Genomic DNA, 25,498 nt, shown 5'->3' with positions numbered 1-25,498 from the left:
CTTGGAGGCTGGCGGAGCGTATCAGAAGCGAAGCTCGGGGCAACAGCCGATCAGCATCGGTCCTTATTATGACAATTGGATAACAACGACCGCTGGATGTTCATCCGCCCTGCAGTTCCGCTTCGAGGCGCGTCGTCACGTGAGCGCGGGGTCGCGTGAGGCGCGCAAGGAGATCGTAGAGAACCGGCGTCAGGAAGAGCGTCAGGGCGGATGCCAAGCCAAACCCTCCGACAATCACGGTGCCGATCGCGATGCGGCTTTCGGCGCCGGCTCCTGTTGCGACGGCGAGCGGGACGGCGCCGAGAACGGTGGCAATGACGGTCATGAGGATTGGCCGCAGGCGCACGACCGAGGCTTCCATGACGGCCTCGCGGACAGATTTTCCTTCGTCCCGAAGCTGATTCGCGAATTCCACGATGAGGATTCCGTTCTTCGCCATCAGGCCTACCAGCAGGACCAATCCCACTTGGCTGTAGACATTGAGCGATCCTCCGGTGAGCCAGATGGTCAGGAATGCTCCGGTGACCGCAAGAGGAACCGAGAGCAGGATGGTAATGGGGTGGATGAAGCTCTCGAACTGGGCTGCGAGCACGAGATAGACAATCAGGATCGCCAGCAGAAACGTCAGGTTTGCTCCGCTAGACGTCTCCAGATATTCCTTGGACTGTCCTGAGAAGCTCAGCCTCGCGGTGACCGGCAGCACCTCCTCTGCCGTCTGCTGCAACGACGTGATCGCCTGGCCCAAATCGTAGCCGTCGGCCAGGGACGCGGAGAGGGTGATCGACGGCAGCCGGTCATAGCGTCCGAGGCTCGGGGAGGCGGCCGTCTCGTTCAGGGTGACGAAACCGCTCAACGGAACGAGAGCGCCCGAGCCAGTCCGGATGAAGGCGCCGGTCAGGTCGGTGGGATTTGTGCGATCCTCGTCATTGGCCTGGACGATCACGGGGTACTCCCGCCCACGGTCGATATAGCGGGTCACCTCCTGGGAGGCGAAAAGAGCCTGGAGGGTCTGGGAGATCAAACCGATATCGATGCCGAGGTCACGAGCGCGCTCCCGGTCGATGGAGAGGCCGAACTCGGGCTGGTTCTCTTCGTAGTTGATTTGAACATTCTCAAGGCCCGGATTCGTTCGGGCGCGCTCGAGCATGGTGTTCGCCCATTCCTTGACGCTCTCGAAGTCCGGGCCGCCGATAACCACCTGCAACGGGTTGCTGGACCCGCGAATGCCCAGTCCGGCCGGCGATATGGGGAACGCGCGGACATCGGTGATCTTGCGCAATTCGGGGATCAGGGAGCGGGTTATCTGCTGTTGGCTCCGGTCGCGCTCGCTCCAATCCGCCAGGCGGACGACCACGAAGGCGGTGCTCGGATCATTGTTGCGGCCCACGGAAGTGGAGACCGCCGTTGCCTCACCGCTGTCGACCAGGGGCTGGACGATCGCCTCCACCCTCTTCGTCGCCGCGTCCGTATACTCCTTGCTCGACCCCTGGGGAGCCGTGATCATGATGAAGAAGACGCCGCGATCTTCCGGTGCCGTCAGCTCCTTCGGCAACTGGGTGTACAGATAGGCGGAGGAGGCTGCGATGAGCAGGCTCACTCCGATGATCACCGCCGGCATGCGCAACGCCCATCGCAGGCTGGCGCCATAGGCCCGGTTCACCTTCTCGGTCACATGGTCAACATAGCGCTCCAGCCGGCCATGCTGGTTCGCCTGGGGCAATATGTTCGCGCACAGCATCGGGCACAGGGACAAAGCCACGACCATGGACACGCCGACGGCCACAGACAGGACGATGCCGAATTCCGAGAAGAGGCGGCCCACGGTGCCGCTCAGGAGGGAAATCGGAATGAAGACGGCGACCAGGGTCAGGGAGGTCGCGACAACCGCGAAGGTCACCTGTTTGGCGCCGCGGATGCTGGCGACGAGGCGGCTTTCGCCCTCCTCCATGCGCCGGCGGATGTTCTCGAGCACGACGATCGCGTCGTCGACGACGATGCCGATAGCCAGCACGAGGGCAAAGAGGGTCAGGATGTTGATGGAGTAACCGAAGAGCGCGATGCCCCAGCAGGCGCCAAGCAGCGAGATCGGGATCGTGAGGGTGGGCACGAGGGTCGCGCGGAAAGAGGCGAGGAAGGCGTAGATCACCGCCACCACCAGGAGGACGGCGATGGTGAGGGCGACCATGACCTCGTGGATGGAGGCCTGGATGAAGACGGCGTCGTCGCTGCCGACATCGATCTTCATGCCCTCCGGCAAGGTCGGCGCCATGGCGTCGAGTTCGGCGCGGATGGCCGTCGAGATGCTCACCGTGTTCGCCTGGGACTGGCGAAGAACGCCGAGGGTGACGGCGGTCTGGCCCAGGCTGCGGACGATGGTGTCGTCATCCTCGACGCCGCGCTCGACGGTGGCGACGTCACGCATGCGGATGGGATAGCCCTGGCTCGTCTTGATCACCACATTGCCGAATTCCTCCGGCGTGGACAGGCGCGTGTCGGTGCGCACCTGGAAGCGGCGGGTGGTGGAGACGATCTCGCCGGCGGGCAATTCGACGTTGTTCGTTTGGAGCGCCGTCACGATCTCCGGCACCGTCACCTCGCGCGCGGCCATGGCACGGCGGTCGAGCCAGAGCCGGATCGCGTAGGTGCGCTCACCCATGATCTCCACGTCCGACACGCCATCCACCGCTGCGAGGCGATCGGTGATGAAACGGTCGGCATAATCGGTCAGATCGGCGGCATCCATCTGGCTGCTGGTCAAGCTCAGACGCATGACCGGACTATCGTCGCTGTCGCTCTTCGTGATGCGCGGCTCGTCGGCGTCCACGGGCAGGTCGTTGACCACACGGGCGACCGCGGCGCGGACATCGTTGGCGGCATCGTCGATGTTTCGAGACGTGTCGAATTCCAGCACGGTGCGGGCCCGCCCGCGGCTCGAGCTCGACGTGATACTCCGGATGCCGGAGATCCCGGAGATCGCGCCTTCGACCACCGTGGTGATCTGGGTATCCGTCACTTCGGGGGCTGCGCCGGTATACTCCGTCGTCACCGTCACAATGGCCGTGTCGACGTCGGGAAGTTCCCGCACGGGCAGGGTCAGCAGCGTCGCCGTGCCGAACAGCACGATAATGAGGCTGAGGACGATGGCAAAGACGGGCCGCCTTATGAAAAGCTCCGAGATGTTCACGACCCCGCCCTCGTACGGACTTCGGCGACATTCTTGTTCATGACCTCGACGCTCACCCCATCCGTCAGGGTCTGGGTGCCGCTGCTGATCACGGATTGGCCGGGCTGCAGCCCTTCCACGACTTCGACAAGCCCGCCGTGACGGGCGCCGAGCTGCACCGCCTTCCGGACCGCCTTTCCGTCATTCAGGGTGAAGACATATGTCTCGCGGCCTGCCGTCAGCACGGCTTCCTCGGGCAAGGCGGATGCGGTGCGTTGATCGAGCACCAGGCGAATATTCACGAACATGCCTTGCTTCAGGGCGAGATCTGGATTGGGAATGACCGCCCTCATGGCGAAGGCGCGCGAGGATGGATTGATGCGCGTGTCGATTTCCTTCACCGTCCCCTCGAAGCTGCGGCCCGGATAAGCGTCGCTCGTCGCGGTCATCACCTGACCGACGCTGACGCGGGGGAGCATCTTTTCCGGGACGGAGAACTCGACCTCAACTCCCGACAGATCGTCGAGGGTGGTCAGCACGGTGGTCGTGTCGATCCAGGCACCAATATCGGTCTGGTTGAGGCCGATCACACCATCGAACGGTGCGGTGATCCGCCGGTCGGCGAGAGCATGTTCCGCCCGGTCCACCGCCGCCTGGGCCCTCAGATAGGCCGCCTGCGTCTGTTCGAGCGTGGCCTGAGTAGCAACCCTGTTCTTCATCAAGCTCTGGGTGCGCTCATAGGCATGGAGGGCCTCGGACAGGGCCGCCTTAGCCTCCTCGACGGCCGTGCGCTGATTGCGATCGTCAAGGCGCAACAAAAGGTCCCCCGCCTGCACTTTCTGACCCGAACGGAACAGGATCTCCTCAACCCTGCCCGCAACCTCCGGGACGATGTTGACGGACTGCCTCGCCCGCAGCGAGCCGATGGCCTCGATGGCGTCTGAGAAGGTCGAGGTTTCGATCTTGGTGACCTGCACCGGGACGTTGGGGCGGCGAGCGGGAGCGCGGGCCTCGCGTTTGGGAGCAGTCACCCCAAGGGTCTCGAGGCCAGGGATGCCGAACGACTTGCCGCCCACGCCCAAACCGACTCCGGCGCCGAGGCTCAGAGCGATGATCAAGGCCATGGAAAGCTTACTCATAGGTCGTATCCTCGATCAAAAATTCAGCCCAAAGCCCGACGCGGCAGCGCCATGATCGCCCGCAGTCCACCCTTCAGACGATTTTCCAAGGTAATGGTTCCGCCATGCGCGAGGACGATGGATCGTGCAATGGCGAGCCCAAGCCCAGCGCCGCCGGTGTCTCGGCTGCGGGAACTCTCCAGGCGTATGAATGGCTCGAAGACCTCGGTCATCTTGTCCTCAGGAATGCCAGGGCCGTCGTCATCGACGGTGATCGTGACGATCTCCGGCGTCGCATCCACGCTGACATGCGCATTGCCGCCGTAACGCAGGGCGTTCTCGATGAGATTTGTCAGCGCCCGCTTCAGGTTGGCGGAACGACAAGTGAATGGAACTGGAGCCGTACTCTCGAAGTCGACCGCCTTGCCCAGGTCTGCCATGTCGTCCACGACGCTTTCGACCAGCGCGGACACGTCGACGAGCCGCCCCGGCTCGTCGACGGACTCGTCACGGGCGAAGGACAGCGTCGATTCCGTCATGCGCTTCATGTCATCGAGCGTCTCGATCATCCGTGTGCGAGTGTCATCGTCCTCGACGAACTCAGCGCGGACGCGCAATGCTGTGATCGGAGTTCTCAGGTCGTGGCTGATGGCGGCCAGCATGCGGGTGCGGTCGTCGATGAAGCGGGTGAGGCGCGCGCTCATCTCGTTGAAGGCTGTTGTAAGTCGTTGAATTTCGTCGGGTCCGGAGACTTCAAGTTCGTAAATGGGTTCACCGCGCCCAAAACTGTCCGCCGCGGAAACCAAGTTGCGCAGTGGACGGGTGATGCTGCGGACGATGAGAGCGATGATCAGCAAGATCGCTGCGGCCATGATGGCTGATGATGCGACGGGCAGCAGCGCCCATGCCACCGGCCTGCCGCGCATCGGCAACTGAACATTCAACCAACGGCCGTCGTTGAGCGGCACGTCGATCTGCAGGACCGGTTCCTTATCAGAATCATCGTTGCCTGACCGCCCGAGGATGGCCCCGCCTGCCGCGTCCAGCCATCGGAGGAACGCTGGGGTCTCCCGTTCGTCGTCGCGAGATCGGATGCGAATGGCAGAGACCCTCTCACCGCCGACATAGACGCCAAGCCGCTGCACAAGGTCTCGATCCCCAGCATCCAGCGGCTGGGTATCCGGTGAAGGGGTGTTCGAGATGCGGTAGGTCTGCCAACGTGAGCTCACTGCAGAGGTGACACGTTCGGCCGCGGCCGGTGTCTGGTCGATCAGGTTCGCCACTGAAGCGACCCGAGCGAAGAACTCTTCGCGCCAGGCTTCCCGAACGGCGTCGTCGCGCTCGCCGAAAAACATGACCACGGTCAATCCCTGAGACAGAATGAGAGCCGCGAACAAAAGCGACATGAGCTGCCCGGCTATGCTCTTCGGAAGCCAGCGGCTCATGGCAGTTCCTCGACGTCAGCTGCGAAAACATAGCCTCCGCCCCAGACCGTCTTGATGATGGAAGGGTTCTTTGGATCTTCTTCGATCTTGCGACGGAGTCGGCTCACTTGGTTGTCGATACTGCGGTCGAAGACTTGCGCAGCCCGGCCAGCGGTCAAGTCGAGAAGCTGGTCTCGGGAAAGAACCACGTGAGGACGCTGGATAAAGGTTTGGAGCAAGCGAAACTCAGCGGTGCTGAGGGCAATGGCGGCGCCACCGTCCTGCAGAATCTCCTGGCGTGCCGAGTCGAGAATCCACTGATTGAATCGGGTGCGACGCGGATCGATGCGATCACGGGGCCGCGCTCCGGAATGCGAGCGACGGAGAACAGCGCGGATCCTTGCGAGCAACTCGCGCGGATTGAACGGCTTTGTCACGTAATCGTCGGCTCCAAGTTCGAGTCCGACAACACGATCCGTATCTTCGGCCATCGCCGTGAGCATGATCACGGGGATCTCGCTCGTCTCGCGTAGAAAGCGGCAAAGCGAAAGTCCATCCTCACCAGGCATCATGACATCGAGGACAACGAGATCCACGGCCCCCGTCTTCAACACGGCACGCATCTCCGCCCCTCCGTCGGCGGGGGTCACTCGCAAACCGTTGCGCGCAAGATACTTGCTGACGGCATCGCGGATATCGCGATGGTCGTCGACCACAAGAATGTGCGGAGAAGGTTCCATCTGGGCCAGCATTTCGTTCACCTCTCCTATATGTCCCGGGGCATCGGCCAGTGCTCGTGCAAAAATGTATCGAAGTATGTCAGTCTCCAGGGATGACACAGCTTGAGACAATATCGCGGTCAACCGGCGAAAATCTGCGACAAATGACTGCTAGAACCGGCTCATCAACAATCGAGACGAGGATCTATCATGACCCGGCGTTCAAAATTACTGACCAGTTGTGTTGCACTGATTGCGCTTGGCGCATCAGCCTTGGTCACCACAGCGCAGGCTGATGAAAATTGCGGAGGAGAGCGCTGGGGCAAGCGCTGGGAAGAGGGCAAGCGGTGGGAGCAGCGGAAATGGGACCGGTTCCGTCATGGCGACTCCGGGCCACGAGGTGACCGTGGTCATCGCGGGCCGCATCATGGTGGGCCGCATCCTGGTGGCTTCGTCAAGATGATCATGGAGCGCTACGACACCGATGATGATGGTCGCATCAAGGTCGAGGAAATGATTACCATCCGGACCGACGAGATGAAGAAGTTCGACAAGAATGTGGACGGAAAGCTGGATCTCGCGGAATACGAGGCTCTGTGGCTCGACCGGATGCGTGAGCGGATGGTTCGCTCCTTCCAGCGCTACGATCGAGACGGCGATGCGTTGGTGACGATCGAGGAATACAACAAGTTCGCCACCGATATGGCCAAGCGCCTGGATCGGAACAAGGATGGTGTCATCGAGCGAATGGATCGTCGCGGAGGTCGTGCCGGAACGCGGGGAAATGACCGCTGCGAGTCGGGACCGGCAAAAATGAACGATCGCGCCTCCCCGAATGATGATCGGGCCTCGCCAAGGGACAGCGACCAAACGTCTGGTGATTCCGACGACGATACAGGTGGATCAGAGGACTGAGAGAGCCGGCTGTAAGTCTTTGCATATCAGCCTAAAACCCGCCGCGATTTCCTGTCATCGATGAAATCGCGGCGTCATCATCAACCAAGGACCATGTCCATGTTCAATTTGATCAAGGCTACGGCAATCGCCACCACCCTCGGCGTTGGCATGGCTTCTGGAGGGATGGCGCAGGCGGGAGGTTTGGCAACTCCTGCCCTTGGCTCCGCCTCGGTGAGCGTTGCGACACAAAGCGATGTTCATCTGGCGGGGGGACGGTATTGGAAGCGTGGCCATTATGCGGATCGGCGTTGGCACCGTGGTTACCGACGTGGTCCTGGCGGCGCAGCCGTCGCGCTGGGGGCTGTGGGTTTGGCCGCGGGGCTTGCAGCCACGGCGAACGCCTATCCCTATGGCTATGGTCCGCCCGTTGTCTACATGGCGCCCGGTTATCCGGCGCCGGCCTACGGCCCGCCGGGCTACGGCGCGCCGGTTTATGGTGACCCGGCATATGGTCCGGATGTCGTCTATGCCGATCCCGAAGATGGCCTGTCCTATGATGACGGGTCGGATGCGGAAGCCTATGCGCCGCAAGGCTACGGCGAGGATGTCGAGCAGGGTGCGGCTTCGGCCTATTCGCCGCCGCCGCCGCCCGTGCAGCCGCGACGGCAGCAGCAGTCCGCCCAGGTCGCCTATGCTGGTTCAGCTTCAGGGGCCACTTCAGGTGGGACGCCGGCACCCTGGACGAAGCCATGGTACAGCTATTGCTACGACAAGTTCAAAAGCTTCAACGCCGAGACGGGCTATTATACGTCCTATGCGGGTGAGCAGAAATTCTGCCGCTAGAAAAAAGGCCCGGCGAGATGCCGGGCCTTTGCTTTCTCAGATTGTCGCCTCGATCGAAAAGCCGAGTTTCAGTGTCACTTGGTAATGAGCGACCTTGCCGTTCTCGACATGGCCGCGGGTTTCGGTGACAACAAACCAGCGCAGATGCTTCACGCTGTCACCAGCCTGGGAGATCGCATTGCTGATGGCGGCTTCAATCGTGTCCGGGGCCGAACCGACGAGTTCGATGATTTTGTAGACATGGTCGCTCACGAGGATCTCCGTCTTTTTGTTTGTAAGCCGTCAGGTTGACGGCGCTACCATGTGCGAAACGCAGATAACCCGTCTTGTGTTTCCTGCTTTTTCCAGAAGATCTGCACGGCATAAAGATGATTGCCGAACTGCACCGCCCCGATGCTCACTTCAGCATATGAGTTCGAGAGCATGTTCCGCCGGTGGCCGGTGCTGTCGATCCACTGCTGGAAGAGCCGCTTGGCCTTCGCGTTGTCGACAGATCCTGGCAACCTGTCACGTGCAGCATTCTCCCCTACGCTGTGGGTATCGCCCACGAATGCGGCCACGCGCTGATTGAACCGATAGCCGCTCGCCGATTCATGACCGACGAAGTTTCCTTTGAGCATGTCCAGCGCCTGGGCGCGGGCGGCGACGTTTGCCTGCTTGCTGTAGTTGAGAGACTTGCGGCCCTGCGACTTGCGGTAGCTGTTCAGGAGGTCTGCCAAGTAGACTTCCAGCTCGGGTCGGAAGGAGGCTCCCGTCGGTGGATTTTTCACCAGGCCTTCCGCGTAGGCTCGATAGCCCGGCGCCGAAAACGCGGGCTGAAAAGAAGGAAACAGGCACAGGCCGATGATCACGAAGATCCGTATCAATCTTCTCAACATGCTGAAATTCTGGAGCTTTCCACCGCCGATCGGAAATGACACGTAGTCGCGTGAGAACGTATCCATTTTTGATGTCTCATTTATCGCCCCTGCCAGCTCGGCTTTCGCTTTTCACTGAAGGCCCGAGCTCCTTCCATCATGTCTTCGCTCTCGTATAAGGCCTTGACACTAGGGAGTTTTTTCCCATTGAGCATATCAAAAACCTGTTGCGTAGGTAAATGACCGGTCTCGCGCATGGTCTCTTTGATGGCGGCGAAGACAAGCGGTGGCCCCTCCGCCAGGAGATCCGCTAACTCCCTGGCCCTGTTCATTCGGAGGCTGGGACAATGTCCTTCAGCAGGCCCCATTGCTTTGCTTCAGCCGTGTCCATCCAGCGGCCTGTGAGCAGCAAATCCATCGCAATATGATACGGAATGCGACGTTGTAATTTTATTGTTGCCGCATCCGCCAAAGTGCCCGCATTGATTTCGGGAAGAGCGAAGCGCGCATGATCGGCTGCAATGATCAAATCGGCTGCCAGAGCCAGTTCGAAGCCTCCTCCGACCGCGATTCCGTTCACCGCCGCGATGACAGGCTTGTTCAAATTCGGGAGTTCCTGGAGGCCTGCAAACCCTCCTACGCCGAAGTTGAAATCTGCATGGCCGGATTCGGCGACGGCCTTTAAGTCCCAGCCAGCACTAAAGAATTTCTCTCCGGCGCCGGTCACGATGGCGACCCTGAGTTCGGGGTCGTCGCGGAAGGCGGCAAATGTTTCGCCCATCAAGCGGCTGGTTGCTGCGTCAATGGCATTCGCCTTGGGCCGATCAAGCGTCACCTCAAGCACCCGCCCGCGCCGCAGACTTCGTATAGGTCCTTGTTCCTGCATGGTTTATCTCACCTCGTGGCGTCGATGGGGCGAGCTCCTGCCCATCAAGGATATGCCAAAACAGCATAAGCCAACCGCTGCAATTGTCATCGCCAGCGGCATAGGACCCAGATGCACCGTACGTCCTACCAACACGCCCACCAACGCGCCAAAAGACATCTGAAGGAATCCCATCAGCGACGAAGCTGCACCTGCTCGTTCAGGAAAGGGCGTAATCGCACCCGCCATACATTGTGGTAATGTGAGGCCGACACCGCACATATAGATCGTTATGGGTATCAGGACGTGCCAAACGGCTGGGGGCTGCAGGCGCACGAGGATGATCATTGTCAGGCCGCCGACTGCCAACATGCAGGCCCCAATTGAGACCATCCGGTTCAATCCGATCCTGGTGCCAAATCGAGCGCCGAAAAGACTTCCACTAATATACCCCAAGACCGCGGTAGAAAATGAGAAGCTAAAATGAATTTCGTCGAGGCCATAGTGCTCCTGGAGAATAAAAGATGATCCGGAGATGAATGCAAAAAGTCCGCCGTAACACAGGCAAACCATCCCAACGAAGCGACGAAACTGAAAGTTATTCAGAAGGACGCCAAAGGAGCTCAGCATTCCTTTAATCGTCGCGGGTTGACGATTTGAGTGCGTCAACGTTTCGGGGAGAAAAAGAGCCACGATCAGCAGAACGAGTGAGGCGAGTATTGAGATTGCTCCGAAAACGGAGCGCCAGCCGAATAAGGGCTCCAATACGCCACCCAACAATGGCGCCAGGGCGGGAACAATCCCCATGATCGCTCCCATCAGGCTCAAGACCCTGCCTGCTTGCTCCGCACGATAGAGATCCCGGACTATTGCACGGGCGATGACAATAGCGGCGCATGCGGACACAGCCTGACCGAAGCGGGCGAGTATCAAAATCTCTATTGTATTCGCAAGCATGCATCCGGCGGACGCAATCCCGAAAAGGCTTAGTCCTATTAATAGGATAGGCCGGCGGCCAAATCGGTCGGAGAGGGGCCCGTAAATGATTTGTCCGACAGCAAATCCAACGAGGAAGACACTGAGAGTGAGTTGGACCGAGGCAGCATCTGTGTTCAACGAATGGGTGATGCTCGGCAAGGACGGCAAATACATATCCGTTGAGAGAGGGCCCATTGCCGTCAGAATGGCAAGAAGCGCTGTCATTGCCGGAGTCCCGGGATTTAGCTTCATTTGCGAGGAATCTACGTTCTGGAGGGAGCGGCAGTCCTAACAAGTTTGAAAGCAGGTGTCTCCAAAGAACATTGGTTCTGTAAAGCATGCCCTCCAACTAGGCTGAGGGGGTGTCAATACCGCTCTTTATTTCGGCCTTTCTTCTCCGGACATAGTCTTGCAACGCCTCCTCCACCGCAGCATCGAGAGGGGGTTTTTCATATTCGTGGAGAAGTTGCTTCCAAATCCGATTTGCTTGTTGGGTGGCTGTCAGACTGCCTTTGTCACGCCAGTTCTCGTAATTGTCGCCGTCCGAGATCATCGAGGAGTAGAAGGCGTCCTCATAACGCTGGAGCGTATGCTCAGTGCCAAAGAAGTGGCCGCCAGGGCCGACTTCCTGGATCGCATTCAGCCCCAGGCTTTCTTCGTCCATGACGGGAGGGGTGAGATAGGCTGCCATCATCTGGAGCATTTCTGCGTCGAGTATCAGTTTTTCAAACGAGGCCGTGAGACCTCCGCCAAGCCAACCGGCAGCGTGATTCACCATGTGAGCATGGCCCATGACGGCGCCCCAGAGAGACATCTGGCTCTCATAGGCTGCTTGAGCGTCCACCTCATTAGACGCTGTTACATTCGAGGACCTGAAGGGGAGGTTGTAGAAACGTGCAAGTTGACCAGAGATTTGGGCTGCCTGCGTGTATTCAGGCGTGCCGAAGGCTGGGGATCCAGTCCTCATGTCGACGTTGGTCGTGAAAGCCCCGTAAACCACTGGGGCGCCTGGCCGAACACATTGAGCCAGCGTTATGCAGGCGAGGGCTTCTGCGTTTTGTTGCGCCAGTGAACCAGTGATCGTTATTGGAGACATCGCTCCAGCCAGGGTAAATGGCGTGATCACGACAGCCTGCCCGTGCCTCGCCATTTCGATGAGGCCCTCGGCCATCGGTATGTCCAGGGTGAGGGGAGAGTTGGTGTTGATGATGCAAGTAAAAACAACATGATTGGTGAGATACTCGCGATCTATACCTAATGTAATCGCGATCATCTCGAGGCCGTCTTTGGCGCGAATTCTGCCGAGACCCCAAGGCTGCCAATTTTTATCAAGAAGGGTTATCTGGGCCAGATGCAGATCAAGGTGGCGGATATCCTCATGGACATCCATAGCTTCGAACGGACTTCCTCCTTCTTGGTGGAGAATGTTAAGGCTTTGAATTACCTTAAGAAAGTCACAGACTTCAGCATAGGTCCCGGCGCGGCGACCTCGATCCAGGTCCTGAACGAATGCGGGACCGCCGACGGCTGAAAAAAAGGTATTTATTCCTCCGACATGGACATTGCGGGACGGGTTCCTTGCTTCCAAAAGAAATTCCGATGGAGCGAGCCGCAGTTTCTCAAGGACCAAATGGCGATCGAGCTTCACCATGAAAGATTGTTCGTCTACCGATGCCCCCGCCTTGCGAAAATATTCACGGGCACGCGGTTCAAGTATTCGCATTCCGATGTTTTCTAATATTCGTAAAGATGCATCGTGGATGTGAGCGATATGATCTTTGCTCAGTATTTCCATAGGTGGATAGTTGAACTGGACCTGCCGGAACGGTGCCTGGCGGATCGTACCCGCGATTCTCGACGCTGTTCCCACCCCCTGAGAACGTTTGCCCCTGCGAGTCATGGCTTCCACCTCAGTTCAATTGAACGAACGTACAATAACGTGAGGTCGCGCGGCGTCAATGGGCGCTAGTGCGCTATAGGTCTCTGATCGAAATGATCTCGGATCCAGAGGTCGAGCATTTTACGCGCTTTTTCGGGAGGCAAGTTGGAGGGATTCAATCCCATCTCCAGCCAAATCCCATTGAGAAATATGATTAAACTCTCAGTGATGACTTCGATATTCGAAGAAAGAGATCGAGCCCGCGCAAGTTTTCTGAGAGGCTCAGATAGTATGACGATCTGGCGTTGGTGAGATTCGGTCATCGCCTTCTTTAATTCCGGCTCATTTTGAGAGAACGCCCATAAGGTGATGTATGCAGAAATAATATTCGAATTAACCCATTCCGGGGAAAGGTAGTTATTCAATATAAAATGTAATTCCGACTCGGGATCATTAAATTCGCTACTGTTAGAGGCCAAAAGCTCCGATTCAAATTTGCTCGTAATGTGCAAGTAGCAGCTCAGAAAAATCTCTTTAAAACTCGGAAAGAAATAGTTCAGTAGACCGGGGGAGACGCCGGCTTCACGGCAAATCTGCCTGACGCTCGTGCCGGAAGGGCCGTTCTTGGCCATGCATCGTATGGCGGCTTCCGTGAGTTGCTGCCGTCGATCCGCATGATTCAATCGCCGCTGCCTCGGCAGCTTCTGTTCTCCGGCCATCGTTCGTCCTCGTCAAAATTGGTTCCGGAATCTCAAATTCCCCTGTGGGTCGCCCCGTGGTATCTCCTGTTCTCAGCGGTAATTGTACGATTGACCAATTAAAGTTATTATCGTCTCTCCGGGGCATGTTAGACTGCTGAGCGTCGGAAAACGGGGCGAAATGATGGATGCACAATATGCCGTTCTGTTTGAGCCCGTCCAAATCGGACCGGTAACCGCTCCCAATCGATTTTACCAGGTGCCGCACGCCAGCGGCATGACCAACGCCCTGCCGCGAGTCAGAGCAGGATTTCGTGAAATGAAAGCCGAAGGTGGATGGGGCGTCGTCTGCACAGGCACCTGCGCCATTCATCAATCCTCCGACGACAGTCCTCTTCCCTATGGAAGGCTTTGGGATAACAACGACATACGCTCCAACGCACTCATGACGGAAGCCGTGCATCGGCATGGTGCACTGGCCGGAGTGGAACTGTGGCATGGAGGCGCGGCGACGATGAATCGGACAAGCCGACTTGCGCCTCTGTCGCCTTCCGGGACCGCTTGGCTTCCCACGCACCCCGGATTCATGTCGAATCTTCGTCCCAAAGTGATGGATCAGCAGGACATCAAGGATCTCATTCGGTGGCAAGCGGATGGCGCGAGACGAGCCAAAAGTGCGGGCTTCGACATCATCTATGTCTATGCAGGGATGGGTTACCTGCCGCATGAATTTCTCCTTCCCCAGTACAATCAGCGGACGGACGAATATGGGGGATCCGTGCACAACCGCGTGCGGCTGGTGCGGCAGTTGATCGAGGCGACCAAGGAAGCAGTGGGCGATCACTGTGCAGTCGCCATCCGGATCAGCCTGGAGGAATTGCGTGCAATACCAGGATCTTACCTAGAAAGTGAGGCTCATGAGGTCGTTGCCGAATTGAAGGATCTGCCCGACCTTTGGGACGTGAAGATGGACTCAAGTCCCACCGATTGCGGTGCTTCCCGGTTTACTCCAGAGGGAAGCCATGAGGCCATCATCAGTTTCGTGAAGACAATCACCGATAAGCCGGTCGTGGGCGTGGGTCGGTTCACGTCACCAGACACCATGGTGTCGCAGATCCGAAGAGGAGTGCTCGATCTCATCGGCGCAGCACGGCCATCGATCGCGGACCCCTTCCTTCCCCGTAAAATCGCAGAAGGCCGAGAGGATGAGATCCGCGAATGCATAGGGTGCAACATCTGCATCGCGAGCTGGCATGATGGCGTTCCCGTGCGTTGCACGCAAAATCCGACAGCGGGCGAGGAGTGGCGCCGCAATTGGCATCCAGAGCGCATGCGGCCGCAAGGCTCACAATCGCGCGTCCTGATCGTTGGTGGTGGTCCCGCGGGGCTCGAATGCGCACTATCCCTTGGTCGCAGAGGCTACGAGGTGACCGTCGCAGACAGCCGAGATGAACTTGGCGGCCGGCTCCTGTTCGAACGAAAGCTGCCGGGCCTATCGGAGTGGGGCAGAGTCGTCGATTTTCGGCTGGGACGTCTGCGGCAAATGCCCAATGTCTCCCTCTATGCGGGAAGCCATCTCAGCGCAGGCGACATCCTGGGCGGAGGCTTCGAGAGGGTCGTCGTGGCCACGGGCAGCACATGGACGACGGAGCTGTTCTCCTCCATGGAGCTTCCTTGTTCCCCGTTGGATAGCCCTCGCATCTACACTCCGGACGACGTTGCAGCAGGAGCAGACATCGAGGGCCCCGTCGTCGTTTTCGATTTTGATAATTATTACATGGGTAGTTGCGTCGCAGAGCTGCTGGCCATCAGAGGCCTTGAGACATCCTATGTCACTCCGTCGGGGCATGCTTCAGCCTGGACAATCATGTCCAACGAATTGCCCAGAGTTCATCAGGCGCTTGCGAGGAGAAGCGTAGCCATCATTACGCTTTCCACCGTATCGAGCTTCGACGGCGCCAAGCTGGAGCTCGCCAATGTCTTTACAGGCGAAGGCCGCGATATTGCGTGCAGATCCCTGGTCATCGTCGGAATGCGGCGTTCCAGGGATCAGCTCTTCCACGAGCTGATGCAGTCGAGAAACGGATTTGAACAGGCGGGTATCGTATCGGTCGACAGAGTCGGAGATGCGTATGCGCCGGGCGCCATCGCGCATGCTGTCTTTTTCGGTCACAAATATGCGGAGGAACTCGATACGGATAGCGATGGGCTCTACAGGCAGGATCATCCGATCACGTCCGAATCCGAATACGGCGACTTCAAAATACCGCATTCGAGCGAAAGGTTCGGCCCGAACGCATCAGGTCCTGCGCTGGAAGCAATTGCATAGTGGTCGCGACATGTTCTGAAATGTTACGGTCTCTTGTGGCGAAGGGGACATCGGCTTAAGGATGAGCCGTCACAAGGAGAGAGTTAGAGATGGGAATCGCATTGCTTGCCATTGGTGCGCTGGTCAGCCTCGGGGGATGGGGCGTCCTTTTGACCGGCTACGGCCTCGAAGGCCAGGCATCAGCAGCATTGTCGTACATGCCAAGTACGCCCAGCATCGATGTGGGGCGGGTGGCCCTGGTCCAGCAACTCATTCTGCTGGGATACCTGCTCATCACCCTCGGGGCGATCGCACTCGCCACATCCCGCATTTCACGATTGTTCTCCGAGCTTGATCATGACGTGCCGGCGGGAGCCGTGACCCATGCGCCGGTGGTGAAAGCGCCCGCAGCCGTCCAACCGAGTGCACCACTCCAGCCCGTGCATGTCGATGAAACGAGGCCGGATGAGCCCGACTCGGCGGCGGGGTTCGCGCAGGTCGTGCAGGAAGGCGAGGTCGAAGGACGCCATTTCATCGAATATGACAATGGGGTCGTGGATGTTCAGACCATTACTGGCTGGAGACGCTTCGATACCTTAGAAGAGGCCGTGGAACAACTGCGACGTGAGCGATAGGCGCTGGCGCACGCGCTCCCCACAGGGATTGCCCGATCGCGTCCCCGCACACTGATGCATCACAATCCTGAGATTTCGCCGCCTATCCTTTGCTATTTAAGCAATCAGCAACTGACATAGGCTTTGATTGGTGACATAAGGCCATTCCTTCTGGCCCGCTCAAGGCATCATCAAAGCCGCCCAGGTCATGGTCACCGAAAACCAGAGCTTGCCGGTACAGGATCGTCTGGTCCTGGTTCCCACGGCGTTACGCGCTCTCGTCCGCCGCAGCGAAATCTGGCTGGTCCTGCTTGCGTGCATCATCGGGGCTCTGTCAGGCGTTCTCGTCGCGGCGATGACCGCGGTCGCCCAATTCCTCCATCAAGTTCTGTTCGGCATCAGCGCGACGGAACATCTCAGCGGTGTCGACAGCCTGCCCAACAAGTGGTTCGTGGTGGTGCCTGCAGTGGGTGGGTTGCTGCTCATGGCTGTCACCTGGGCCTACCGTCGATACCGCAGCAACACGCCGGTCGATCCCATCGAAGCCAATGCCCTGCATGGCGGCAAGATGTCTCTGATCGACAGCTTCTACATCGCCCTTCAAACCATGATTTCGAACGGCTTCGGCGCATCCGTGGGCATGGAAGCGGGATATACGCAGGTCGGCTCAGGCACCGGCTCTGCCATTGGAGAGGCGTTCAGGTTACGGCGCAGTGATCTGCGATTGCTGGTCGGGTGCGGGGCGGCAGGTGCGATCGGCGCGGCTTTCGCCGCCCCTTTGGCGGGGGCCTTCTATGCCTTCGAACTCATTCTGGGGACCTACACGATTGCGGCCCTCGCCCCCATAGGGCTTGCCGCCATTACCGGCGTGGTCGTCAACTCGCTCCTGGTGGAGCCGGCCCATACGATCAGCGTCACTTCGCCAATCGGGCTCGGACAATCCGCGGTTACAACCCTGCTGCTGCTCGGACTCATCACGGCAGGTGTGGGCATCGCGATCATGCGCGGAGTGACCGCAGTCGAAGATCTCTTCAAGCTCAGCAAGATCCCTGTCTGGCTCCGGCCGGCGGTCGGCGGTCTGGCCATCGGGATGCTCGCCCTCATCACTCCCCGAATTCTGTCATCTGGGCACGGAGCACTCTCACTCGTCCTCGACGATTCCATGCCCACATTGCGGGCGCTGCTCATTCTCCTCGTCCTCAAGGCCGCCGCATCAGCCATTTCCCTGGGCTCCGGATTTCGCGGGGGGTTGTTTTTCGCGTCGCTGTTCCTGGGCGCGATCGTGGGCAAGGCTTATGTGGCGATCGTCGCCTTGATCGATCCGGCGCTGGCGCCTGACCCGCAGATCGCCGCGATCGTCGGCATGACCGGGCTCGCGGTGGCCATCATCGGCGCGCCTCTAACGATGGCATTCCTGGCCTTGGAGACCACCAACGACCTGCCTTTGACCATCGCGGTTCTTTGTACGGCAGTGGTTACATCCGTCGCAGTGAGAAAAACATTTGGATATTCTTTTGCCACCTGGCGATTTCATCTTCGCGGCGAGGCCATAAGAAGCGCCCATGACGTCGGCTGGATGTTCGATCTGACCGTGCGACGTCTCATGCGGCATGATGTGCGGACCATTCACGATGCCATCAGCATCCGCCAATTCCGGCAGGAATTCTCCCTTGGATCAACCCAGAGGGTCATCGTCGTCGATGACCAGGAACGCTATGTCGGCATTGTATTGGTCGCGGACGTTCATAGCCCAACCCTGCAAGACGACAAGAAGACGATCCAAGAACTTCTAAGGTATAAAGACCTGGCTCTTCTGCCTTGGATGAACATAAAAGAGGCTGCGCAGAAATTCGACGAAAGCGAGAGTGAAGCGCTCGCGGTGATCGACGGCAACGCAACCCGGAAGGTCGTCGGATTGCTCACGGAAGCACATACTCTGCGCAGATATACGGAAGAACTGGAAAAGGCCAGAAAGGACCTGGCTGGGGATAGATGATCCTGATCCTAGTACAGAATGTCTGCGATAAGGGGAAGGTGATCTGATGCGTACCACGCCGAAGTATCGGTAAAATACTTGCTCATGGCACTTTCTGGCCTAACATAAATGCGATCGAGCGGCATTATAGGGTAGATCGAGGGGAAAGTTCTTGTCTTCGTAAAGGTGGGAAGGAGGGGCGAAAGGGTGCGCCTGACGATCCCGCGGAAGTCATTAAAGTCTCCCAAGGCAACCGTGGTCTCGGTTCCCGTCCCTACAATCTCGGCGAGACGCTGCGCTTGAGAACGCCGCTCGGACGTTCTCAATCCCAAATGGACCGCGACCACGTGAATCGGCTTCCCCGGCGTCTGCACCCGGACAGACAGAGCGCATCTCGGTTCACGCTTGCCGACGGAAATGTCATGACATTCAATGTCTTGCATGGGCCATCGGCTAATCAGCACATGCCCGTAGTGGCCGTCGGGTGCGGTGATGGTCCGGGCTTCGGCGGCATGATTGCCGAGCGCTTCTTGCAAGAGAACATGCGGGACATTGTTCCGACCCCGCCGACGGCCGTCAACCTCTTGTAAAGCCACGATATCTGGGTCGTGCCGCTGGATCAGCTCGATGATGCGATCAAGATCGTAGCGCCGGTCAAAACCCACCGCGCCATGGATGTTCCACGTCATTATGCGTGCTATTCCAATGGTTTGGCTCAAGACGGCGACCAATTATTGAGACAGTGAGACATGTTTTCCGTTATGCGCGCGTTACAGAGGCTTTTGAGACACTTTTCGACGTGTCCCGGGTCCTGTCTGCGGCGTCAGTGACAAGGACGGAAACCGACGGCTGAGATATCGCGATCCGGCAAGGCCAAATCGCCATGGAATTTCGGCGGCCTTCGTGATTCCGATCCGCGGGCCGACGGTGATTTCGGACTTATCCCCGGCCATCCGCAGAGAAAAGGGTGGGGCATCGAGCGGCCATCCATTCTGCTCGAGGCTGACGGCAAGAGCCTGGCAGAGTCGGCCAGGGCCAGCGCAGAGTTGGCGAGGCACATCCGTACCGCGGCGGGCGATCATGACGGGGATGCCCATGGTGGGCTCGATGGCGCGGATCAGGACTGCTCCGGCATTGGCGCAGACAAAGTTCAGGCACCAGTGGATGCCATAGGAGCGATAGACATAGGCGTGGGCGGGAGGGCCGAACATGGTGGCGTTGCGGATGGTGGGGCCGGGAAAGCTGTGGGAGGCGGGGTCCTCGCGGTCGTAGGCCTCGGTTTCGACGATGATGCCGCCGATGCCGTCGACGGCGAAGCTGGCGCCGATGAGGTCGCGGGCCACGTCGGGGGCGGCGCGAGCGAAGAATTCACGAGAGGGTTCAGGCAGCATCGGCAGGCGTGCCCACGATCATGGCTTCAAGGGTCTCGAGGCGGTCGGCCTCCTCGGCGGGCTTATCCCAGCGGATGCGATGGACGCGCGGAAAACGCATGGCGACTCCGGATTTGTGGCGGGTGGAGACGTGCACCGAGTCGAAGGCGATCTCAAGCACGATGCCGGGCTTGACGGAGCGGACCGGCCCGAAGCGGTCAATCGTGTTGTTGCGAATCCAGCGGTCGAGGCGGAGGAGCTCCTCGTCGGTGAAGCCGGAATAGGCCTTGCCCACGGGGACCAATTCCTCGGAGCCGTCTTCCCCGTTGCGCCAGGCTCCGAAGGTGTAGTCGGAATAATAGGAGGAGCGCTTTCCGGAGCCGCGCTGGGCATACATCATGACGACGTCCACGGTGAGGGGCGCTCGCTTCCATTTCCACCAATGGCCCTTCGGACGGCCGGCGACATAGGGACTGGCGCGACGCTTCAGCATCAGGCCCTCGATCCCGGCTTCGCGGGCCGCCGACCAGAGGAGGTCGAGATCGGCAAAGCTGGCGAACTCAATCAGCTCGGAGACGTCGCTGCGGGACGGGGCGGCAAGGGCGTGCCAATCCTCAAGACGCGCGCGACGTTGCTCGATGGGCAAGGGACGAAGATCCTCGGTGCCTTCGATCAGTATGTCATAGAGCCGGACGTGAGCGGGGTAGCGCTCGACCATCTTCGGGGTGACGACCTTGCGGTTCAGCCGCTGCTGGAGGTCGTTAAAAGGGGCGATCTCGCCGTCGCGGACGACCAGCAACTCGCCGTCGAGAACCACGTGCCGGCCGCGGAAGGCGAAGGCGATATCCGGAAAGGCAGCGGAAATATCGTCGCCCGCGCGGGAGTAGAGACGGACCTCGTCGTCGCGCACGGCAATTTGGACGCGGATGCCGTCCCATTTCCATTCGGCGAAAAAATCCTTCGGATCGAGGTTCGGCCAATCCCCCTCCTCGATGGGGTGAGCCAGCATGAGGGGGCGGAAGACGGGCTTGGCACCTGGATCAGGACGATCTGCTGCGCCGCGGAGCCAGTCGAAGAGCTCGGTGTAAGGCGGCTCAACGGCATGCCAGACTTCTTCGATATCGGCGGGATCAACGCCGCCGAAGTCGGCAATGGCCGTCTTGGCGAGACGCGCGGACACGCCAACGCGGAGAGCCCCGGTGAGCAGCTTCAGCAAAGCCCAGCGGCCATTCGCATCCAGGGTGTCGAGCCAGCCGGCAATGAGGCTGGAAAGCTCCGTCTTGTCCGCCTTGGCGATCTGCTTAACGACTTCCGCCAGGGTCGGAGGCTCCCCAGCCGATTTCCGCTCGGGCCACAGCAGGGCCACGGTTTCTGCCGTGTCGCCGACATAGTCCCGGGACAGCCGGTACAGGACGGGGTCCACCCAGGGCTCGATTAGCTCGGTCAAGATGCGTCGGACGGGCAGGCGGAAGAAGAGGCCGTCGGTGAGCGCGGCAAGCGCCCATCCCCGGTCCGGATCCGGTGCTTCTTCGAAGTAGGCCTTCAGCAGCGCCAGCTTGGCATTGCGCGAAGGGGTGAAGACGAGGCGATTCAGGAGGGCCGAGAATGCTCTCATTCGTCCTCGTCCTCATAGCCGACAAGGGCCAAAGCGCGGCCCTTGCGGCCCATCTTGCCGATCTGATGAACCAAGGCGTCGTCACGGCCGTGGGTTACCCAGATCTCCGCGGCCTCGGTTTCCTCGATGGTGGTGACGAGTTCCTCCCAATCCGCGTGATCGGAGACCACCAAGGGCAGCTCGACGCCCCGCTGGCGTGCCCTGCCGCGGACACGCATCCAGCCCGACGCGAAGGCGGTGACCGGATCGGCCAGGCGGCGGGACCAGCGGTCGTTCAAGGCAGAGGGCGGAGCGACGATGAGCTCGCCGGGCAGTCCCTTCACCTCCGCTTCGGTCACGGGCAGAAGCTCTCCCAGAGGGACCCCGAGCCGTTCATAGAGATTGCACAGGCCTATCATGGCGCCATGGAGGTAAATGGGGCGGTCATAGCCTGCGGCGCGAACGAGGCTGATCATCCTCTGGGCCTTGCCCAGGCCATAGGCACCGAGAAGATGAGCTCGTTCGGGCGAGGCTTTCATGGCCGCGACAAGGCGTGCCGCCTCCCGGGCCGCAGGCTCATGGCGAAAGACGGGGAGACCGAACGTGGCCTCGGTCACGAAGAGATCACAGGTCACGACTTCGAAGGGCGCGCAGGTCGGGTCCGCCTCGCGCTTATAGTCCCCTGAGACGACAGCGCGGCATCCTTGCCACTCCATGACGACCTGGGCGCTGCCCAGAACGTGACCGGCAGGGACGAAGGAAACGGAAACGCCATTCATGTCGAGGGCGCGGCGGTAGGGGTGAGCCTGCAGAGTGCCGCCGGCCGCTTCGCCATAGCGGACCTTCATGATCTCGATGGTTTCGGGCGTTCCCAGGACGTTGCGATTGTTAGGACGGGCATGATCCGCGTGGCCGTGGGTGATGACGGCGCGGTCGACCGGACGATGGGGATCGACGAAGAAGTCTCCGGGCGCGCAATAGAGCCCCTGGTCGGTCGGGTAGAGCCAAGTCTGGACGGGCGGTTGCGGCATGGATGGGAAACTCAGGTGCCTAGGGCTTGGTTGCGGCGGGCCAGCGGGATGGGCTGGCCCTTATCTCGGGCCGCGGAGTGTTGGAGACAAGATGGCGTCCTTCGAGACGACCCTGCGGGCCTCCTCAGGATGAGGGTCTCTTTGGCTGTCATCCCGGGCTTGACCGGGGATCCCTGAGCCGCATGGGGTCCCGGGTCTGCACGGCACCGCTTCGCGCTGCAGTGCGCCCGGGATGACGGTGGGGGGGGAGGGAAGTGCTTCGGGCTCAAGGGCCGTAGCGGTGGAGGGCTGGGCCGTGCTGCTTCAGCCATCTCCGGGCTTCGGGGGTGGCGGGGCAGTGGCTTTCGACCAGAGACCAGAAGCGGTCGCCGTGGTTCATCTCCAGGAGGTGGGCAACTTCGTGGGCCGCGACATAGTCGAGGACGAAGGGTGGGGTGAGGATCAGGCGCCAGGAGTAGGACAGATTGCCGTCGGAGGAACAGGAGCCCCAACGGCTTCTCTGATCCCGCATGGTGATCCGCTTGAATGTCACTCCCATGCGGCCTGCATAATGAGTCGATTTCGACACGATGTCGGCCTTGGCCTGACGTTTCAGCCAGTCTCCGATCCGGCGCGGAAGGTGAGCGGGTTCGCCGCGAACGAGCAGGCGGTGGTCGCCGTCTTCGACCTCGATGCGCACCACATCGCGGCCGGTCGTCGAATGAACGATCGTGTGCTCTTCGCCCCGCAGGGGAATGATCGAGCCGGGCGCGAAGGCGACCGATCCGGCACCGTCGCTCAGCCTTTGCATGATCCAGCTTCGCTGCTTGGATGCGAAATCCAGCGCCAGACGCTCACTGGTCCGCGGGGGAAGCGTCAGCACGATACCCGTGCGATCAGGACTGACGCGAAGGACGATGCGGCGCGCCCGTGCATTGCGCCGAAACGTAACCGGCACTTCCAGATCGTCGATGAGCAACCCGCGGGTGGCGGGCTTCAGGCCCATGCGCTTCATAATCAGGCGATGCTTCGTCCCACAAATTCAGCAATGCGCGGAGCAATCTGACCATTGAAGCGAGAGCCATTGAAGACGCCGTAATGGCCAACACCCTTCTGGAGATAATGCACCCGGCGGTCGTCGGGAATGTTCTTGCACAGCGTGTGAGCCGCTTCGGTCTGGCCCACGCCGGAGATATCGTCACGCTCGCCTTCCACCGTCATCAGAGCCGTCTTCGTGATGGTTTCGGGTCGCACCAAACGTCCACGATGCATGAACTCACCCTTCGGCAGCTCATGCCGGATGAAAACCTTCTCGACGGTCTGCAGATAGAATTCCGCTGTGAGATCCATGACCGAGAGATACTCATCATAGAAGTCGTCGTGCTTGTCTGCGGAATCCCCGTCACCCTGAACCAGATGCCAGAACAAGGCCCGATGGGCGTCGATGTGGCGGTCAAGGTTCATCGTCATGAAGCCGGTCAGCTGCATGAACCCGGGATAGACTTCGCGCATGAAGCCCGGATTACCGAGAGGCACAGTGCTGATCACGTTATTCCGGAACCAGTCGATGTCGTGCTGGGAGGCGAGTTTATTCACTTCCGTGGGGTTCCGGCGCGTGTCGATCGGCCCGCCCATCAGTATCATGGCTGCAGGAACGCAGGGATCCTTGTCTTCCGACATCAGCGAGACAGCTGCGAGCACGGGAACAGAGGGCTGGCACACGGCCATGATCGAGGTGCCCGCTCCCAGATGGTGGAGCATCTCGATGAGGTAATCGATGTAGTCGTCGAGATCGAACTTTCCGGCCACCAATGGGACGGTCCGGGCATCGACCCAGTCCGTAATGTAGACATCGTGGTCCTGCAGCATGGTCTCAACCGTGCCGCGCAGCAGGGTCGCGTAGTGCCCCGACATGGGCGCCACGATCAGGAGCTTGGGCTGATGGCGCTTTGCACCCTCCTTGGAGAAGTGAAGCAGCCCGCAAAAGGGCTTCTGAAGAACCGTCTCTTCCGTAACCGCCACGCGCTCGCCATCGACCCAGGCCGACTCGATGCCAAACAACGGCTTTCCGTAGCGCCGAGTCATGCGCTCAAAGACATCAAGGCCGGCGCTGATCGTGCGCCCGAGAACGCTCGAAGACAGTGGGTTGATCGGGGTGTCCCAAAATGCCCTGGTTGCATTCGCCGCGGCACGCCAGGGTGCTACAGCGACGTGGTTCATCTCATAGAGATAATAGAGCAAAGCAAAACCTTTCCCCTGCCGTGGCGGACCAAAAGCAGGTCATCCGTCATTCGATGTCAGGCATAGAAGCTTGAACCGAGGCGACGCCGATAGTTCTATCACGAACTCGTAAACTCAAGCCTTTCATATTCCGTTGCATTGCATGATCGCCAACGCTGCATCGCAACCGATCGAAAGCCTAGGGCAGATATGGGAATTTCAGTGGGCAAGGCAAGAAAAATGCCGATGATTGCTGCATTGCAAAAAAATCATAGGGCCTTCAAGCGCCGGATTTCTGCAGCTCTTCGGTGATTCCCTTGGCCATGGTCTCGGCGTCGGTGCCGTAGGAGAACACGCGGAGAAAGTCACCCTGCGGGCCCATCAGAAAGACCAGGCTGGTGTGGTCCATGAGGTATTCTGCGGTCGAGCCATCGTCCTTCACCTTGGAGGAGTAAATCCGATAGGCCTTGGTGGCCGTCGTCACATCCTCCGCCGATCCGGTCAGGCCGATCAGCCTCTCGCCGAAATTGGACACATAGAGCTTCATGTTCTCGACCGTGTCGCGCTCGGGATCCACGGTGATGAAGATCGGCTGAACCCGATCCGCCTGAGCCTTGTCCATCTGACCAATGGCCGAGGTCATGACCTGCAGTTCGGTGGGGCAGACATCCGGGCAGAATGTGTAGCCGAAATAAACGAGCATGTATTTGCCGCGGAAATCGGCGTCGCTGACGCGCTTGCCATCCTGGTCGGTGAGGGTGAAGGGACCCCCGACCAGGGCTTTGCCGGTGCTGGTGACCGTCGTGTTGGTGGCGGTGGGCATGTAGAGAAAGACGGCTGCGCCGACCAAGAGGGCAACGACGAAGCTCAAGAGGATGGCGAGAGACAGGCGTGACCGGATCATGATGTCTTCTTCCTGCCGCGGAGGGGCGGTGAAACGCAAGCGTCACTGACGCCGCATCCCAC

At 59.8% G+C, this 25,498-nt stretch carries 21 protein-coding genes and 1 pseudogene; 5 read left to right on the top strand and 17 right to left on the bottom strand.

The window, feature by feature from the left end:
• Window positions 1–100: 100 nt before the first annotated feature.
• Genes FKM97_RS00795 through FKM97_RS00780 form a run of 4 tightly spaced genes read right to left on the bottom strand, consistent with a single transcriptional unit; the run spans window position 101 to window position 6,445 of the window.
• Window positions 101–3,184 carry an efflux RND transporter permease subunit gene (locus FKM97_RS00795; protein WP_143957235.1) on the bottom strand — a complete coding sequence of 1,028 codons (3,084 nt, stop codon included), beginning with the start codon at window positions 3,182–3,184 and terminating at the stop codon, window positions 101–103.
• Window positions 3,181–4,302, bottom strand: coding sequence for an efflux RND transporter periplasmic adaptor subunit (locus FKM97_RS00790; RefSeq protein ID WP_143957234.1), 1,122 nt, complete (start codon window positions 4,300–4,302; stop codon window positions 3,181–3,183). Before FKM97_RS00790 ends, FKM97_RS00795 begins: the two co-directional genes overlap by 4 nt.
• Before the next feature lie 23 nt (window positions 4,303–4,325).
• A complete protein-coding gene (locus FKM97_RS00785) occupies window positions 4,326–5,726 on the bottom strand; it encodes an ATP-binding protein (RefSeq protein ID WP_143957233.1) in 1,401 nt (466 codons plus the stop codon).
• A complete protein-coding gene (locus tag FKM97_RS00780) occupies window positions 5,723–6,445 on the bottom strand; it encodes a response regulator (RefSeq protein ID WP_143957841.1) in 723 nt (240 codons plus the stop codon). The genes FKM97_RS00785 and FKM97_RS00780 overlap by 4 nt, the downstream gene beginning before the upstream one ends.
• A gap of 189 nt (window positions 6,446–6,634) precedes the next feature.
• On the opposite strand from FKM97_RS00780, the gene FKM97_RS00775 reads away from it, so the two are divergent.
• The gene (locus tag FKM97_RS00775) at window positions 6,635–7,339 is read left to right on the top strand and encodes an EF-hand domain-containing protein (RefSeq protein ID WP_143957232.1); all 705 of its coding nucleotides are present in this window, start codon (window positions 6,635–6,637) and stop codon (window positions 7,337–7,339) included.
• Between the two features lie 99 nt (window positions 7,340–7,438).
• Window positions 7,439–8,164 (top strand): BA14K family protein, encoded by a 726-nt coding sequence (locus tag FKM97_RS26620; RefSeq protein ID WP_246104885.1) that lies wholly within the window; start codon window positions 7,439–7,441, stop codon window positions 8,162–8,164.
• A 36-nt stretch (window positions 8,165–8,200) separates the two neighbouring features.
• Here the strand turns inward: FKM97_RS26620 and FKM97_RS00765 are convergent, their stop codons facing one another.
• From FKM97_RS00765 to FKM97_RS00740, 6 genes and pseudogenes are all read right to left on the bottom strand, one after another.
• Entirely contained in the window at window positions 8,201–8,416 is a 216-nt protein-coding gene (locus FKM97_RS00765) for a dodecin (RefSeq protein WP_143957231.1), read from the bottom strand.
• A 44-nt stretch (window positions 8,417–8,460) separates the two neighbouring features.
• Window positions 8,461–9,108 (bottom strand): CAP domain-containing protein, encoded by a 648-nt coding sequence (locus FKM97_RS00760; RefSeq protein ID WP_143957230.1) that lies wholly within the window; start codon window positions 9,106–9,108, stop codon window positions 8,461–8,463.
• Between the two features lie 14 nt (window positions 9,109–9,122).
• Window positions 9,123–9,907, bottom strand: a pseudogene (locus FKM97_RS00755) (enoyl-CoA hydratase-related protein).
• Window positions 9,908–9,910: 3 nt separating this feature from the next.
• Window positions 9,911–11,089 (bottom strand): multidrug effflux MFS transporter, encoded by a 1,179-nt coding sequence (locus tag FKM97_RS00750; RefSeq protein ID WP_246104884.1) that lies wholly within the window; start codon window positions 11,087–11,089, stop codon window positions 9,911–9,913.
• A 124-nt stretch (window positions 11,090–11,213) separates the two neighbouring features.
• Window positions 11,214–12,764 (bottom strand): trimethylamine methyltransferase family protein, encoded by a 1,551-nt coding sequence (locus tag FKM97_RS00745; protein ID WP_143957228.1) that lies wholly within the window; start codon window positions 12,762–12,764, stop codon window positions 11,214–11,216.
• A gap of 65 nt (window positions 12,765–12,829) precedes the next feature.
• Window positions 12,830–13,462, bottom strand: a complete 633-nt coding sequence (locus FKM97_RS00740) for a TetR/AcrR family transcriptional regulator (RefSeq protein ID WP_143957227.1) — start codon at window positions 13,460–13,462, stop codon at window positions 12,830–12,832.
• Between the two features lie 160 nt (window positions 13,463–13,622).
• Between FKM97_RS00740 and FKM97_RS00735 the strand changes: the two genes are divergently transcribed.
• The 3 genes from FKM97_RS00735 to FKM97_RS00725 all read left to right on the top strand — a co-directional run bounded on the left by FKM97_RS00735 (window position 13,623) and on the right by FKM97_RS00725 (window position 18,359).
• Window positions 13,623–15,770 (top strand): oxidoreductase, encoded by a 2,148-nt coding sequence (locus FKM97_RS00735; protein WP_205014640.1) that lies wholly within the window; start codon window positions 13,623–13,625, stop codon window positions 15,768–15,770.
• 89 nt (window positions 15,771–15,859) lie between these two features.
• Window positions 15,860–16,384, top strand: a complete 525-nt coding sequence (locus tag FKM97_RS00730; RefSeq protein ID WP_143957226.1) for a hypothetical protein — start codon at window positions 15,860–15,862, stop codon at window positions 16,382–16,384.
• Window positions 16,385–16,571: 187 nt separating this feature from the next.
• Window positions 16,572–18,359, top strand: coding sequence for a chloride channel protein (locus tag FKM97_RS00725; protein WP_143957225.1), 1,788 nt, complete (start codon window positions 16,572–16,574; stop codon window positions 18,357–18,359).
• A gap of 8 nt (window positions 18,360–18,367) precedes the next feature.
• On the opposite strand, the gene FKM97_RS00720 is transcribed toward FKM97_RS00725, so the two are convergent.
• The 7 genes from FKM97_RS00720 to FKM97_RS00690 form a co-directional block, all read right to left on the bottom strand.
• On the bottom strand, window positions 18,368–19,027 hold the full coding sequence (locus tag FKM97_RS00720) for an endonuclease/exonuclease/phosphatase family protein (RefSeq protein ID WP_143957224.1): 660 nt from the start codon (window positions 19,025–19,027) through the stop codon (window positions 18,368–18,370).
• A gap of 81 nt (window positions 19,028–19,108) precedes the next feature.
• Window positions 19,109–19,729 carry a DNA-3-methyladenine glycosylase gene (locus FKM97_RS00715; protein ID WP_143957223.1) on the bottom strand — a complete coding sequence of 207 codons (621 nt, stop codon included), beginning with the start codon at window positions 19,727–19,729 and terminating at the stop codon, window positions 19,109–19,111.
• On the bottom strand, window positions 19,719–21,323 hold the full coding sequence (locus tag FKM97_RS00710) for a cisplatin damage response ATP-dependent DNA ligase (RefSeq protein WP_143957222.1): 1,605 nt from the start codon (window positions 21,321–21,323) through the stop codon (window positions 19,719–19,721). The genes FKM97_RS00715 and FKM97_RS00710 overlap by 11 nt, the downstream gene beginning before the upstream one ends.
• The gene (locus FKM97_RS00705; protein ID WP_143957221.1) at window positions 21,320–22,333 is read right to left on the bottom strand and encodes a ligase-associated DNA damage response exonuclease; all 1,014 of its coding nucleotides are present in this window, start codon (window positions 22,331–22,333) and stop codon (window positions 21,320–21,322) included. Before FKM97_RS00705 ends, FKM97_RS00710 begins: the two co-directional genes overlap by 4 nt.
• Window positions 22,334–22,598: 265 nt before the next feature.
• A complete protein-coding gene (locus FKM97_RS00700) occupies window positions 22,599–23,327 on the bottom strand; it encodes a M48 family metallopeptidase (protein WP_143957220.1) in 729 nt (242 codons plus the stop codon).
• Between the two features lie 2 nt (window positions 23,328–23,329).
• Window positions 23,330–24,553 carry a polyhydroxyalkanoate depolymerase gene (locus tag FKM97_RS00695; RefSeq protein WP_143957219.1) on the bottom strand — a complete coding sequence of 408 codons (1,224 nt, stop codon included), beginning with the start codon at window positions 24,551–24,553 and terminating at the stop codon, window positions 23,330–23,332.
• Window positions 24,554–24,812: 259 nt separating this feature from the next.
• Complete coding sequence (locus FKM97_RS00690) at window positions 24,813–25,436, bottom strand: SCO family protein (RefSeq protein ID WP_205014634.1); 624 nt, start codon at window positions 25,434–25,436, stop codon at window positions 24,813–24,815.
• Between the last annotated feature and the right edge of the window lie 62 nt (window positions 25,437–25,498).

The sequence above is a fragment of the Rhodoligotrophos appendicifer genome, assembly GCF_007474605.1.
Taxonomy (GTDB): domain Bacteria; phylum Pseudomonadota; class Alphaproteobacteria; order Rhizobiales; family Im1; genus Rhodoligotrophos; species Rhodoligotrophos appendicifer.
This window is presented reverse-complemented; position numbering and strand designations above follow the sequence as displayed.

Coding starts and splice junctions, on each gene's coding strand:
- FKM97_RS00790 (WP_143957234.1), bottom strand. CDS start 4,302: ATGAGTAAGCTTTCCATGGCCTTGATCATCGCTCTGAGCCTCGGCGCC.
- FKM97_RS00785 (WP_143957233.1), bottom strand. CDS start 5,726: ATGAGCCGCTGGCTTCCGAAGAGCATAGCCGGGCAGCTCATGTCGCTT.
- FKM97_RS00780 (WP_143957841.1), bottom strand. CDS start 6,445: ATGGAACCTTCTCCGCACATTCTTGTGGTCGACGACCATCGCGATATC.
- FKM97_RS00775 (WP_143957232.1), top strand. CDS start 6,635: ATGACCCGGCGTTCAAAATTACTGACCAGTTGTGTTGCACTGATTGCG.
- FKM97_RS26620 (WP_246104885.1), top strand. CDS start 7,439: ATGTTCAATTTGATCAAGGCTACGGCAATCGCCACCACCCTCGGCGTT.
- FKM97_RS00760 (WP_143957230.1), bottom strand. CDS start 9,108: ATGGATACGTTCTCACGCGACTACGTGTCATTTCCGATCGGCGGTGGA.
- FKM97_RS00750 (WP_246104884.1), bottom strand. CDS start 11,089: ATGACAGCGCTTCTTGCCATTCTGACGGCAATGGGCCCTCTCTCAACG.
- FKM97_RS00745 (WP_143957228.1), bottom strand. CDS start 12,764: ATGACTCGCAGGGGCAAACGTTCTCAGGGGGTGGGAACAGCGTCGAGA.
- FKM97_RS00740 (WP_143957227.1), bottom strand. CDS start 13,462: ATGGCCGGAGAACAGAAGCTGCCGAGGCAGCGGCGATTGAATCATGCG.
- FKM97_RS00735 (WP_205014640.1), top strand. CDS start 13,623: ATGATGGATGCACAATATGCCGTTCTGTTTGAGCCCGTCCAAATCGGA.
- FKM97_RS00730 (WP_143957226.1), top strand. CDS start 15,860: ATGGGAATCGCATTGCTTGCCATTGGTGCGCTGGTCAGCCTCGGGGGA.
- FKM97_RS00725 (WP_143957225.1), top strand. CDS start 16,572: ATGGTCACCGAAAACCAGAGCTTGCCGGTACAGGATCGTCTGGTCCTG.
- FKM97_RS00720 (WP_143957224.1), bottom strand. CDS start 19,027: ATGACGTGGAACATCCATGGCGCGGTGGGTTTTGACCGGCGCTACGAT.
- FKM97_RS00715 (WP_143957223.1), bottom strand. CDS start 19,729: ATGCTGCCTGAACCCTCTCGTGAATTCTTCGCTCGCGCCGCCCCCGAC.
- FKM97_RS00710 (WP_143957222.1), bottom strand. CDS start 21,323: ATGAGAGCATTCTCGGCCCTCCTGAATCGCCTCGTCTTCACCCCTTCG.
- FKM97_RS00705 (WP_143957221.1), bottom strand. CDS start 22,333: ATGCCGCAACCGCCCGTCCAGACTTGGCTCTACCCGACCGACCAGGGG.
- FKM97_RS00700 (WP_143957220.1), bottom strand. CDS start 23,327: ATGAAGCGCATGGGCCTGAAGCCCGCCACCCGCGGGTTGCTCATCGAC.
- FKM97_RS00690 (WP_205014634.1), bottom strand. CDS start 25,436: ATGATCCGGTCACGCCTGTCTCTCGCCATCCTCTTGAGCTTCGTCGTT.